9 protein-coding genes are annotated in these 13,151 nt (G+C 72.3%); 8 read left to right on the top strand and 1 reads right to left on the bottom strand.

Translation table 11 applies throughout. The features are described 5' to 3' along the window. The first annotated feature begins 221 nt into the window (after positions 1 to 221). The 8 genes from ABZX90_RS18345 (at position 222) to ABZX90_RS18310 (ending at position 11,637) form a co-directional block, all read left to right on the top strand. The gene (locus ABZX90_RS18345) at positions 222 to 1,256 is read left to right on the top strand and encodes an ATP-binding cassette domain-containing protein (protein ID WP_351130246.1); all 1,035 of its coding nucleotides are present in this window, start codon (positions 222 to 224) and stop codon (positions 1,254 to 1,256) included. Further along, a complete protein-coding gene (locus ABZX90_RS18340) occupies positions 1,253 to 1,990 on the top strand; it encodes a methionine ABC transporter permease (protein ID WP_351130249.1) in 738 nt (245 codons plus the stop codon). Before ABZX90_RS18345 ends, ABZX90_RS18340 begins: the two co-directional genes overlap by 4 nt. Positions 1,991 to 2,067: 77 nt before the next feature. Then, entirely contained in the window at positions 2,068 to 2,910 is an 843-nt protein-coding gene (locus ABZX90_RS18335) for a MetQ/NlpA family ABC transporter substrate-binding protein (protein ID WP_351130252.1), read from the top strand. A 232-nt stretch (positions 2,911 to 3,142) separates the two neighbouring features. After that, positions 3,143 to 3,781 carry a GNAT family N-acetyltransferase gene (locus ABZX90_RS18330; RefSeq protein WP_351130254.1) on the top strand — a complete coding sequence of 213 codons (639 nt, stop codon included), beginning with the start codon at positions 3,143 to 3,145 and terminating at the stop codon, positions 3,779 to 3,781. A gap of 283 nt (positions 3,782 to 4,064) precedes the next feature. Then, on the top strand, positions 4,065 to 5,276 hold the full coding sequence (cbiE, locus tag ABZX90_RS18325; RefSeq protein ID WP_351130257.1) for a precorrin-6y C5,15-methyltransferase (decarboxylating) subunit CbiE: 1,212 nt from the start codon (positions 4,065 to 4,067) through the stop codon (positions 5,274 to 5,276). 345 nt (positions 5,277 to 5,621) lie between these two features. Beyond that, positions 5,622 to 9,368: a nicotinate-nucleotide--dimethylbenzimidazole phosphoribosyltransferase gene (gene cobT, locus ABZX90_RS18320; protein ID WP_355206010.1), complete on the top strand. Its 3,747-nt coding sequence runs from the start codon at positions 5,622 to 5,624 to the stop codon at positions 9,366 to 9,368. A gap of 154 nt (positions 9,369 to 9,522) precedes the next feature. Beyond that, complete coding sequence (gene cobA / locus ABZX90_RS18315) at positions 9,523 to 10,755, top strand: uroporphyrinogen-III C-methyltransferase (protein ID WP_351130261.1); 1,233 nt, start codon at positions 9,523 to 9,525, stop codon at positions 10,753 to 10,755. Between the two features lie 63 nt (positions 10,756 to 10,818). Beyond that, complete coding sequence (locus ABZX90_RS18310; protein ID WP_355206007.1) at positions 10,819 to 11,637, top strand: RNA methyltransferase; 819 nt, start codon at positions 10,819 to 10,821, stop codon at positions 11,635 to 11,637. A 120-nt stretch (positions 11,638 to 11,757) separates the two neighbouring features. Here the strand turns inward: ABZX90_RS18310 and ABZX90_RS18305 are convergent, their stop codons facing one another. After that, a complete protein-coding gene (locus ABZX90_RS18305; protein WP_351130361.1) occupies positions 11,758 to 13,074 on the bottom strand; it encodes a serine/threonine-protein kinase in 1,317 nt (438 codons plus the stop codon). Between the last annotated feature and the right edge of the window lie 77 nt (positions 13,075 to 13,151).

Raw genomic sequence — 13,151 nt, 5'->3', positions numbered from 1 at the left:
TGTGCGCCTGCTAGAGGGCCCCCGCACCACCGCCTGATCCCGCGCCCCGAAGCGGGATCGCCGCGCCCTGTGTCCGTACCGCGTACGTGACCGGGCTGCCCCGCGCACACGTTCTCCTCCCGGTTCCATCGCCATCGCGAGAACCGTGCCGCGTTCCCGACCGCATGCACCCGTGCCCGGGCACATCCACGCCCTGCACTCGACAGTGACGGAAACCCCCAGTGATCACGACATCGGGCCTGACGAAGGTCTACCGTTCGCGCGGCCGTGAGGTCATCGCCCTGGACGGCGTCGACCTGCACGTCCGCGAAGGCGAGGTGTACGGCGTCATCGGACAGTCCGGCGCCGGCAAGTCCTCGCTCATCCGCTGCGTCAACCTCCTGGAGCGCCCCACCGCCGGCACGGTGACCGTCGCCGGACAGGACCTCACGGCGCTGGCCGGGCGCGGCCCGCGGGCCGGCCGGGAGCTGCGCGCGGCGCGCAGCCGCATCGGCATGGTCTTCCAGCACTTCAACCTGCTGTCCTCGCGCACGGTCCAGGACAACGTCGAGCTGCCGCTGGAAATCCTCGGCACATCGGGGAAGGAACGTTCCCGCAAGGCGCTCGAACTGCTCGACCTGGTCGGCCTGTCCGACAAGGCGAAGTCCTACCCGGCCCAGCTCTCCGGCGGTCAGAAGCAGCGCGTCGGCATCGCACGCGCCCTGGCCGGCGACCCGAAGGTGCTGCTCTCCGACGAGGCGACCAGCGCCCTCGACCCGGAGACCACCCGCTCCATCCTCCAGCTGCTGCGCGACCTCAACCGGCAACTGGGCCTGACCGTGCTGCTCATCACGCACGAGATGGACGTCGTCAAGACGGTCTGCGACTCGGCCGCGCTGATGGAACAGGGCCGCATCGTCGAGTCCGGCACCGTCAGCGAGCTCCTCGCGACGCCCGGCTCCGAGCTGGCCGCCGCGCTCTTCCCGGTCAGCGGCGACGCCTCCGGCGACGACCGCACCGTCATCGACGTCACGTTCCACGGCGAGGCGGCGACCCAGCCCGTCATCTCGCAGCTCTCGCGCACCTACAACATCGACATCTCGATCCTCGGCGCCGCGATGGACACCGTCGCGGGCAAGCAGGTCGGCCGGATGCGCATCGAACTGCCCGGCCGCTACGAGGACAACGTCGTGCCCATCGGCTTCCTCCGCGAGCAGGGCCTGCAGATCGACATCCAGGGCCAGGAGCCCGTTCTGGTGAAGGAAGGTGCCCTGTGACCTGGTCGGAGATGCAGCCGCTGCTGTCCGAGGAGTGTTGGAACACGCTCTACATGGTCGGCTGGTCCACCCTCATCGCGATCGTCGGAGGCCTGCCGCTCGGCGTCCTGCTGGTCCTCACGGACCGTGGGGGCCTGCTGCAGAACGTCCTCGCCAACCGGGTGATCGGGCAGATCGTGAACGTGGCCCGCTCGATGCCGTTCATCATCCTGATGGTCGCGCTGATGGGCTTCACCCGCTGGATCACCGGCACCACCATCGGCCGTGAGGCGGCCATCGTGCCGCTCGCCATCGGCGCGATCCCGTTCTTCGCGCGCCTGGTCGAGACGGCCGTCCGCGAAGTGGACGGCGGGCTCGTGGAGGCCGTGCAGGCGATGGGCGGCAATGTCTGGACCGTCGTCCGCAAGGTGCTCGTCCCCGAGTCCCTGCCGTCGCTGATCTCCAGCACCACCACGACGATCGTCGCGCTCATCGGCTACTCCGCGATGGCCGGCACCGTCGGCGCCGGCGGCCTCGGAGACCTGGCCATCCGCTACGGCTACCAGCGCTTCGAGACCGAGCTGATGTGGATCATCGTGGCCATCCTGGCCGTGGTCATCTCCGCCATCCAGTTCGCGGGCGACTACGCGGCCCGCACCCTGGACCGCCGCGGCGGCCGATCGGGCCCCGCACCGAAACTCCGGCTGCTGAAGGCGAAGAAGCCCTCGGCCACCGACATCGGCAAGGTCGCCTGAGCGTCCTGCGCGCATCCCCCCAGTTTCCCCGCACACCCTTCGCGGGGTCGCTCCACCCTTATGGAAAGGCACTTTTCGTGCGTAACACCGCCAAGATCACCACCGCCGTCCTCGCTGCCGGAGCCCTCACCCTCGGCCTCAGCGCCTGCGGTTCCGACAAGGACTCCGCCTCCTCCGCCTCCTCGGACACCAGCGGCCCGCTGGTCGTGGCCGCCAGCCCGGTCCCGCACGCCGAGATCCTCGACTACGTCAAGGACCACCTGGCGAAGAAGGCCGGACTGGACCTGGAGGTCAAGGAGTTCACCGACTACGTCACGCCGAACACGGCGACCGAGGACGGGTCCGTGGACGCCAACTACTTCCAGAACCAGCCGTACCTCGACGACTTCAACCAGAAGAAGGGCACGCACATCGCGCCCGTCGTCACGGTGCACCTGGAGCCCCTCGGCCTCTACTCCCACAAGGTGAAGAGCGTCGACGCCCTGAAGAGCGGTGCGACGATCGCCGTCCCGAACGACACGGTCAACGAGGCCCGCGCGCTCAAGCTGCTCGCGGCCAACGGGATCATCACGCTCAAGGACGGGGCGGGCAACAGCGCGACGCCCAACGACATCGCGAAGAACCCGAAGAACCTCAAGTTCACGGAGCTGGAGGCGGCCCAGACCCCGCGCTCCCTGGACGACGTCGACGCCGCGGTGATCAACGGCAACTACGCCATCGAGTCCGACCTCAAGCCCGCCAAGGACGCCCTCGTCCTGGAGTCTGCGACGAACAACCCCTACGGCAACTTCCTCGCCGTCAAGAAGGGCAACGAGGACGACCCGCGCGTGAAGAAGCTCGCGAAGCTCCTCACCTCGCCCGAGGTCAAGAAGTTCATCGAGGACAAGTACGCCGGCTCCGTCATCCCGTCCTTCAAGTAGGACCGGAACCGGGGGAAGAACAGAGCCGAGGGCAGGGACGGGGGCAGGGACAAGAGCCCGGCCCCGAGGGCCACTTACGGCCGGCGGCCTCCCTCGTCACCGCACGGGGTCCACTCCATTACCCGGAGTGGACCCCGTTGTGCCGTTCAGTGGTTTCATGCTGCATGCTGGGCAGTTCAGCGGACCCGACGGTATATCAGGTCCGAAGTCCCCGACGGTTACGGAGCGTCGCATGACGAGCACCTTCCCCGACATCTCCATCAGCACGGAGCGGTTGGTCCTGCGTGCGCTCGACGAGGACGACGTGCCCGCGCTGGCCGAGATGATGAACGACGAGATGGTCGCGGCCTGGACGTCGATCCCGCAGCCGTTCACGGAGGACGGTGCCCGCGACTGGGTCACCGACTACGCGCCCACGGAACGCGCGGAGGGCCGCGGACTCGACCTCGCCGTCACCGAGTTCCTCACCCAGCGCCTGGTCGGCATCATCCAACTCGGCAAGACCAACTGGCGCGTTCGCTCCACCGAACTCTCCTACATCATCGCCCCCTGGGCGCGCGGCGAGGGCTACGCGTCCGAGGCCGCGCTCGCCACCGCCCGATGGCTCTTCCGTGACCAGAAGTTCGAGCGCATCGAGCTGCGCACGGCCGCCGACAACACCGCCTCGCAGCAGGTCGCCCAGAAGATCGGCTGCATCAGCGAGGGCGTGCTGCGCAATGCCTGCATAGCCCGCACCCGGACCGAGGACGGCGGCTGGGTCGACCTGCGCACCGACTTCATCGTGTGGAGCCTGCTGCCCGAGGACCTCGACGGTGTGGGCGGGCGCCTCGCCGACACCGGCGGTTACACATCGTTCTCCGACTGGAGCTGAACGGGCCGGGCAGGCGCACGACACTGCGTGTGCCGGTCCCTCACCGACGAACGGGAACGGTCGCGTCGCGTCACAACCGGCCGCGTCGAGTCATATGCGTGTACGGGATTCCTCTCCCCGGCCCCCCGGTGCCATGGACCGGAACCACGGTCCGGGAACGGCGGGACCGCTCCCAACGCCACGCATCCCGGCACGGCGCCGCCGGGCGGCGACCAGGTACCCTCACGAAGCCCGCCCGGGCTGCACCTGACGACCTGCGAAGACCCTCTGGAGACTGACGACGATGGCCGACCGGGTCACGGTGATCGGCTGGGACGGCTCGCCGCTGACCGTCGCGGCGCGCTCCGCTCTCGGTGCCGCCACGCTGGTGGCCGGCGCGGCACACCATCTCGCACTCCCCGAAGTGCCCGAGAGCGCCGAACGCATGCGTCTCGGCAGCGTCGCCCTCGCCGCCCGCCGGATCGCGGGCCACCGGGGCTCCGCCGTCGTCTTCGCCGACGGGGACCCGGGATTCTTCGGCGTCGTACGCACCCTGCGCGCACCGGAGTTCGGCCTGGAGGTCGAAGTCGTGCCCGCCGTCTCCCCGGTGGCCGCCGCCTTCGCCCGCGCCGGAATGCCCTGGGACGACGCACAAGTGGTCGTCGCACATAGCCGCACCCTGCGACGCGCGGTGAATGTATGCCGAGCCCACACCAAAGTCGCTGTCCTCACCTCACCCGGCGCCGGACCCGCCGAACTCGGGCTGCTTCTCGAAGGTGTCCACCGCACCTTCGTGATCTGCGAGGAGCTCGGCACCACCCGCGAACAGGTCACGATCCTGACCTCCGACAAGGCGGCCGACCACACCTGGCGCGACCCGAACGTCGTGATCGTCATCGGCGGCTTCGTGGCCGCGGCCGAAGGGGGCGGCTGGATCGCCGGCCGGGAGCCCGCCGGCGGACCGCGCGGCTGGGCGCTGCCCGCCGGAGCGTACGGCGGCGCACTCGGCGAGGGGGAGACGGATCTGCTGCGGGCCGCCCAACTCGCCCGTCTGGGGCCCCGCGTCGGCGACCTGGTCTGGGACATCGGCTCCGGCAGCGGCGCCTTCGCCACCGAGGCCGCCCGCACCGGCGCCGCCGTCATCGCGGTCGACCGCAGCCCGGGCGCCTGCACCCGCACCGAGCACTCCGCCCGCCGTTTCGGCGTCCAGATGCAGATCGTGCACGGCAGCGCCCCGCACGTCCTGGAAGACCTGCCCGAACCCGATGTCGTCCGCATCGGCGGCGGGGGAGCGGCGGTCGTCTCCGCCGTCGCCGACCGCCGGCCGCAGCGCATCGTCACGCACGCCGCCACCCGTGACGCCGCCGAACTCATCGGCCGCGACCTGACCGAGCACGGCTATGAGGTCGAGTGCGCCCTCATTCAGTCCGTAGAACTCGATACAAGGGCCTGGACGGAGAAGGAGCGGAGCGTCGCGTTCCTGCTCAGCGGCCGTTTGCCGGATCGCGCCCCGTGATCCTGTTGTCGTACTGCGCGCGGTAGGCTGGCCGATCGTTGTACCGCTCCCGGGGTGTCGGCCTTTCGTAGGCCAATGTCCGGAAAACCCGCCCGTTTTGAGGCGTGTGTGGTACGGCAGAACCGGGGGACGCGCAACGTGGCGCAGTCCACAGCGGGCACTCGCGGATCACGCTGTCGCGAGGGCGGGATGACCGGGACAATGCCAGTTAATGGCTTTGTCGTCTTTGTTGGCCGGTCATTCGTGCCGCTGGGCACGCACGCTCGTTCTTCACTGTGGGGCGGTCGGTGCGCCGTTCCGGGCGAGCTGGACTTGGAAGCACTAACCGATGGGCGAGGGGTACGCATGACCGACACCGGCCAGGTCCCGGGCGAGGGATTGCCGGAGAACGCAGGCATGGTGGAGCAGCCGGGCGTCACCACGCCGGGCGCGTACACCTTCCTCGACCCCTCCGAGAACCCCGCCGAGGACGACGACCTTCTTCTGATGCCGGGCGCGCCCGGCGCCCAGGGTGCCTGGGGCAACGAGGTACCGCCGCCGGCCCCGATGCCGTTCACCGACGAGCCCGGCCCGCACGAGACGGCCGGACGGGACAGCGGCGCGGTCGACCTCGGCGCCGTCCGCGCGCCGAACCCGGTGCCCGCCCCGCAGCCCGTGCAGCCGCGCCGCCCGCTGCACCTCGGCCCGCCCACGCCGGACGGCTCCTCCAGCCCGGTGCGCTCCCTGGCCGACCGCGGACCCGCGGGCTCGCGCCGGGGCTCCGTGGCCGCTCCGGTCACTCCCGTGCGCCACGCCGGCCCGCCGACGGCCGGTCCCGAGTACTTGGACGTGCCCCAGCTCGGCGAGGCTCCGCCCCTGGGCGCGGTCCCGTGGGGGACTCCGCAGGTCGGGTCTGAGGCGACGGCCGCAGAAACGGTCGTCCCGGAGGCGGGACAGCTGCCCGGGGCCGTGGTGGGCGTGGCGGCCGGACCGGTCCCCGAGGCCCCGCAGGCCGCGGAAGCCGAGCAGGCGCCCGGATTCGTGGCGGCGCCCTTCGCCCATGACGTGGCTCTCGCGCAGGATGCCGTCCAGGTGCCGGTGCCGCAGGCCGACGACGTGTCGCTCGACCTCCACGACCTCGCGGACGGACAGGCTCCCGAGGCCGCGCCCGTGGCGGACGGCTCGCCGGCCCCGCAGACGCCCGACGCCCCGCAGTTCCCGGACGCCCCTCACACTCTCGGCACGCCGGACACCCCCGAGGCCGCCGAGCCGGCCGGATTCGCCGAGCAGGCCGCCGCCGAGGAGCCGCCCGCGCACGAGGCCGCACCGGCGCAGATCCCCGCGGACGTGGAGCACGTCACGCCCGCGCAGCACTTCACCCCGGCCGAGGACCTCGCCGCCGCGCAGGCCCAGCACGCGGCCCCGCCGCAGATCGCCGACCAGGACATGTACGGAGCGGACCCGGCCGAGCCGGGAGCCGCGGACGCCCTGTTCGCCGAACCCGATGTCCACATGCCGGAACCGGCCGTCCGATTCGTGGACGAGGTGCCGCAGTCGGAGGCCGAGCAGCCCCTCACGGTCGCCGCCCCGCACGCTTTCGAGGCCCCGGAATCCGCGCTGTCGGCACTCTCCGCGCGCTCGGCGGAGGCCTCGCACGGCGGGCCGGACGCCGGCTCCGAAGAGTTCCAGGCCCAGCAGTTCACGGACCAGGCCGCGTTCGCCGGGAACGGAGCCGCCCCCTCCGAGGACGCCGCCGCTCTCCCCGCCGACGGTGCCTTCGCCCACAACGGCGTCGCCCACCCCGAACCCGGCACCGCCGAGGCCCTGCACGGCGTACCGGTGGGCGTGGCCGCGCACGCCGAGGCCTCCCACCCGACCGCCGGCCAGTCCCACGGCGACCAGCACTACGCGAGTGCCCTGGACGCGCAGGTCGCCCCCGGATTCCCCGGCGCGCCCCCGGTGCCCCTGGCCGACCAGAGCCTCGGCCGGTTCGTACCCGTGGAGGGCACGGTGCCGACGACTCCGCACCTGGCCCCGACCCCGCCGCACCCCATGACCGTGCCGCCCCTCCCCGTCGAGGAGGAGCAGCCGACGGTCCAGGAGCCCGCGATCGTCGTGACACCCGCGCCGGTCGAGGAGACCACCGAAGCGGTCGCGGAGACCGACGCGGCACAGGCGGAGCCGATCGCCCCGGCACCCGTGCCCGCCCCCCGGGAAGCGGAGGCCGCGCCCGAGGTCACTCCCGAGCCCACCCCCGTACCGGAACCGCTCACCGCGGAGCCGGAACCCGTAGTCGCACAGCAAGCGGAGGACCTGCGCACCCAGGTCGCCGACCAGGAAGAGAGCACGGCCGCAGTGGAAGACGTACGAGAGTCCACCGGCCCTGCGGCCCCCGGCTACGACGACGCCGAGCGCGAGGCCGTCCTGCGCGTGATGCGCGAGCGCCGTGACATCCGCAACGGCTTCCGCAGCGACCCGATCCCGCACGACGTGCTGCTCCGTGTCCTGGAGGCCGCGCACACCGCGCCGTCCGTCGGCCACTCCCAGCCCTGGGACTTCGTCGTCATCCGCTCCGCCGACACCCGGCGCAGCATGCACGAACTCGCCCAGCGCCAGCGCGAGGCCTACGCCAAGTCGCTTCCCAAGGGCCGCGCCAAGCAGTTCAAGGAACTGAAGATCGAGGCCATCCTCGACACCCCGGTCAACATCGTCGTGACCGCCGACCCGACTCGGGGCGGCCGCCACACCCTGGGCCGGCACACCCAGCCGCAGATGGCGCCCTACTCCTCCGCCCTCGCGGTCGAGAACCTGTGGCTCGCGGCCCGCGCCGAGGGTCTCGGCGTCGGCTGGGTCAGCTTCTTCGACGAGCGGGAGATGGTCCGCGCGCTGGGCCTGCCCGACCACCTCGACGTGGTCGCCTACCTCTGCGTCGGCTACGTCGACGAGTTCCCCGACGAGCCCGAGCTGATGCAGGCCGGCTGGTCCAAGCGCCGCCCCCTGTCGTGGGTCGTGCACGAGGAGACGTACGGCCGCCGTGCCCTGCCCGGCGAGGAGCCGCACGACCTGCTCGCCGAGACGGTCTCCAACATCCGCCCCCTCGACGCCAAGGCGCTGGGCGAGGCGTGGGAGCGCCAGAAGCGGATGACCAAGCCCGCGGGCGCCCTCGGCATGCTGGAGATCATCTCCGCGCAGTTGTCGGGCCTGTCCCGGATGTGCCCGCCGCCCATCCCGGAGCCGGCCGCCGTCGCGATCTTCGCGGGCGACCACGGTGTGCACGCCCAGGGCGTCACCCCCTGGCCGCAGGAGGTCACCGGGCAGATGGTGGCCAACTTCCTGGGCGGCGGCGCTGTCTGCAACGCGTTCGCCAACCAGGTGGGCGCCGAGGTCTGTGTCATCGACGTGGGCGTCGCCTCCGACCTGCCGGCCACGCCGGGCCTGCTGCCGCGCAAGGTCCGCGCGGGCACCGCCGACATGACGACCGGTCCCGCCATGACCCGGGAAGAGGCCATCGCGGCGCTGGAGGTGGGCATCGAGACGGCCCGCGACCTGGTCGCCGCTGGTAACAAGGCACTGCTGACCGGTGAGATGGGGATCGCGAACACCACTGCCTCGGCGGCCCTGATCTCGGTCTTCACCGGCGCCGACCCCGCCGAGGTGACCGGCCGCGGTACCGGCATCAACGACGAGACCCTGGCCCGCAAGACCGAGGTCGTCCGCCGCGCCATCGACTTCCACCAGCCGGACCCGGCCGACCCGATCGGCGTCCTCGCGGCGATCGGCGGCCTCGAACACGCCGCCATGGTCGGCCTCCTCCTCGGCGGCGCGTCCCTGCGGACGCCGGTGATCCTGGACGGCGTCAGCGCCGGCGCCGCCGCACTGGTGGCCCGCGCCATCGCCCCCGAGGTCCTGGCCGCCTGCATCGCGGGTCACCGCAGCGCGGAGCCCGGTCATGTGGCCGCTCTGAACAAGCTGGGCCTGCGCCCCCTGATCGACCTCGATCTGCGTCTGGGCGAGGGCACCGGCGCCCTGCTGGCCCTTCCCATCGTCCAGAGCGCGGCGCGGGCGATGCACGAGGTCGCGACGTTCGACTCGGCCGGGGTGACCGAGAAGTAGGCCGGCGGGGCCGACGGGGTGGGCAGGTGTTCCGAGCTGCCCACCCGGCCCCGCCGTAGTCTGGACACCTACCGAAAAACCCCACGTCAGGGCCGCTCCAGAGCCGCAGCGCGCCCGCCCGCACCGCCTGCCCGTACGAGGGAGCCGCACCTCCATGGCCGAACACCCCGCCTACCCCGTAGGCCTCCGCCTCGCCGGCCGTCGCGTCGTCGTCCTCGGCGGTGGCCAGGTGGCCCAGCGCCGGCTCCCCGCGCTCATCGCGGCGGGGGCGGACATCCACCTCGTCTCACCGCAGGCGACACCGTCCGTCGAAGCGATGGCGGACGCGGGCGAGATCACCTGGACGCGGCGCCCGTACCAGGAGGGCGACCTCGCCGACGCCTGGTACGCGCTGATCGCCACGAGCGATCCCCAGGCCGGCGCCGACGCCTCGGCCGAGGCGGAGCGCAACCGCGTCTGGTGCGTCCGCTCGGACGACGCCGACGCGGCGACGGCCTGGACCCCGGCCACCGGCCACAGCGAGGGCGTGACCGTCGCCGTCCTCACCACGAACGCCAAGGGCCGCGACCCCCGCCACACCGCCGCGATCCGCGACGCCGTGGTCGAGGGCCTGCGCGACGGCACCCTCGTCGCGCCGCACCACCGCAGCCGTACCCCCGGCGTCGCCCTGGTCGGCGGAGGTCCCGGCGACCCCGACCTGATCACGGTCCGCGGCCGTCGGCTGCTCGCCGAGGCCGACGTGGTCATCGCCGACCGCCTCGGTCCCCGTGACCTGCTCGCCGAACTCCCGCCGCACGTAGAGGTGATCGACGCGGCGAAGATCCCGTACGGCCGGTTCATGGCCCAGGAGGCCATCAACAACGCGCTCATCGAGCATGCGAGGCAGGGCAAGTCCGTCGTCCGGCTGAAGGGCGGCGACCCGTTCGTCTTCGGCCGGGGCATGGAGGAGGCCCAGGCGCTCGCCGAGGCGGGCATCGCCTGCACGATCGTCCCCGGCATCTCCAGCTCGATCTCGGTTCCGGGCGCGGCGGGCATCCCCGTCACCCACCGGGGTGTCGCACATGAGTTCACCGTGGTCAGCGGTCATGTCGCCCCCGACGACGAGCGCTCCCTCGTCGACTGGCCGGCCCTCGCCAAGCTGCGCGGCACCCTCGTCGTCCTCATGGGCGTCGACAAGATCGGCAGGATCGCCGACACCCTCGTGGCACACGGCAAGCCGGCCGACACCCCCGTCGCCCTCGTCCAGGAGGGCACGACCGCCGCACAGCGCCGCGTCGACGCCACCCTGGCCACCGTCGCCGAGACCGTTCGCGCCGAGGACGTGCGGCCGCCCGCGGTCATCGTCATCGGCGAGGTCGTGAACGTCGGCTCCGGACTTCCCGAGTAACCACGGGTAACCCACCCGTTCCCAGCCGTTGGCACCGCACCCAGGACAAGGCAGTATCACCCTGTGGCCGATCTCATCACCGTCGAGAACCCCGACGACCCGCGTCTGCGCGACTACACGGGCCTGACCGACGTGGAACTGCGCCGCAAGCGCGAACCCGCCGAAGGCCTGTTCATCGCCGAGGGCGAGAAGGTCATCAGACGGGCCAAGGACGCCGGGTACGAGATGCGTTCGATGCTGCTGTCCGCCAAGTGGGTCGACGTCATGCGCGACGTCATCGACGAACTCCCGGCCCCCGTCTACGCGGTCAGCCCGGAGCTCGCCGAGCAGGTCACCGGCTATCACGTGCACCGGGGAGCGCTCGCCTCGATGCAGCGCAAGCCGCTGCCGACGGCGGAGGAACTGCTGCGGTCCACGCGCCGGGTCGTCGTCATGGAGTCGGTCAACGACCACACCAACATCGGCGCCATCTTCCGCTCCGCCGCCGCCCTCGGCATGGACGCGGTCCTGCTCTCCCCGGACTGCGCGGACCCCCTGTACCGCCGCTCCGTGAAGGTCTCGATGGGCGCGGTCTTCTCGGTCCCCTACGCCCGTCTCGAAGCCTGGCCCAAAGGCCTGGAGTCGGTGCGCGAGGCCGGGTTCAACCTGCTCGCCCTCACTCCGGACGAGAAGGCCAGCTCCCTCGACGAGGCCGCCCCGCACCGCATGGACCGGGTCGCGCTGATGCTCGGCGCGGAGGGCGACGGCCTGTCCACCCAGGCCCTGATGGCGGCCGACGAATGGGTCCGCATCCCGATGGCCCACGGCGTCGACTCCCTGAACGTCGGCGCGGCGGCCGCGGTCGCCTTCTACGCGGTGGCGACGGGCCGCCCGGCAAGCTGACCCGTCGGCAGTGCTGACGCCTGCCCCCGGGAGCCGACCGTCGCGCGGGCGCCTGTGCCGCCCGCACCCCGGAACCGCGGGCCGGACCCCACATCTTCGGTGTGAGCGACCGGACAGGTCCTAGTCGTCCTGGTGGAGCTCGCTCCGGTCCTGCTCGGCCGTCGAGCCGGAGGTGGCCGGTGGCTCGTACGACGACTGCTCCTGACGTACGTCCTCGCGCGGGACCCCGCCGCCGAGCCCCCGGGCCGGTCCCTGGCACCCCTGGGCCGCCGCGATCCCGAGCGCGACCAGCAGCGTCACCACCACGAACACGACGAGCCGCTGGCGCAGCAGCCGCGGATTGGCGGGCCGTCTGCCGGTTCCTGTGGTCCGAGGCCCGGGCCGCCCGGTGCCGCTGCGGGGCGCGGGCCTGCTCCCGGAACGGCCGGTGTTGCGGACGGGCGCCGGGCGGGATCCCGACCGCGATCCGCCGTTCGTCCCGCCGGTGCGCGGTGGGGGAGTGGTCCCCGGGCGCCGCTGGGTGCGCTGCTCGGCGTACTGCTCGGCCAGGCGCCCTGTCGGCCGGTCCGGGTCCGTGCGCGGCGCGGGGGGCCGCACGTCCGTCATGCCGTGGGCCTCGCGGGCCGCGATCTCCTTGAGCCGCAAGGACAGTTGGAGCGTCGTGGGCCGCTCCTCGGGATCCTTCGCCAGACAGGCCCGGACGAGCGGTGCGAGGGCGTCCGGAACCCCGTGCAGGTGGGGCTCCTCGTGCACGACCCGGTAGAGCATCACTTCGGAACTGCCCTGTCCGAAGGGCGAGTCCTGGGTCGCCGCGTAAGCGAGCGTCGCCCCGAGCGCGAACACGTCCGTGGCCGGGGTGACAGCGGCGCCGCGCACCTGCTCGGGCGCCAGGAAGCCGGGGGACCCGACCGCCGTGCCGACATGGGTGAGCGTGCTGGCCCCGGTCGCCCACGCGATGCCGAAGTCGATGATCCGCGGCCCCTTCGGGGACAGCAGGATGTTGGACGGCTTGAGGTCGCGGTGGACCACCCCGGCCTCGTGCACCGCGACCAGCCCCTCGGAGAGGGCGGCACCGACGGCGGCCACGTCGGAGGCCGACAGCGGCCCCTCCTCGGCGACCTTGTCGTGCAGCGAGGGTCCGGGCACGTACTGCGTGGCGAACCAGGGCCGGTCCGCCTCCAGGTCGGCGGCGACGAGCCGGGCCGTGCAGCCGCCCCTGATCCGCCGTGCCGCCGAGACCTCGCGTGCGAACCGTGAGCGGAACTCCTGATCCTCCGCCAGATCGGGCCGGATCACCTTCAGGGCGACCCGCTGGCCACGCCGGTCGGAGCCCAGGTAGACAACACCCATCCCGCCCGCGCCGAGCCGTCGGTGAAGCCTGAACGAGCCGACGACACGCGGGTCCTCGCGCCTCAGGCGCATCATCGCCATGTCCATCCCCGCTGCCCGGTCCGTTTGACGAGCCACAGCTTACGTTTCCCCGGCCGGGTGCGCGCAGAGGCCGCGCCCTCTCG

The sequence above is a fragment of the Streptomyces sp. NPDC002935 genome (assembly GCF_040611295.1).
Lineage (GTDB): Bacteria > Actinomycetota > Actinomycetes > Streptomycetales > Streptomycetaceae > Streptomyces.
The sequence above is the reverse complement of the archived record's forward strand: the minus strand, read 5'-3'. Positions and strand labels throughout refer to the sequence as shown.

What these genes read in the sequence shown, in the direction of transcription:
- cobA (WP_351130261.1), top strand. Translation starts at nt 9,523, where the DNA reads ATGGCCGAACACCCCGCCTACCCCGTAGGCCTCCGCCTCGCCGGCCGT.
- ABZX90_RS18330 (WP_351130254.1), top strand. Translation starts at nt 3,143, where the DNA reads ATGACGAGCACCTTCCCCGACATCTCCATCAGCACGGAGCGGTTGGTC.
- cbiE (WP_351130257.1), top strand. Translation starts at nt 4,065, where the DNA reads ATGGCCGACCGGGTCACGGTGATCGGCTGGGACGGCTCGCCGCTGACC.
- cobT (WP_355206010.1), top strand. Translation starts at nt 5,622, where the DNA reads ATGACCGACACCGGCCAGGTCCCGGGCGAGGGATTGCCGGAGAACGCA.
- ABZX90_RS18305 (WP_351130361.1), bottom strand. Translation starts at nt 13,074, where the DNA reads ATGGACATGGCGATGATGCGCCTGAGGCGCGAGGACCCGCGTGTCGTC.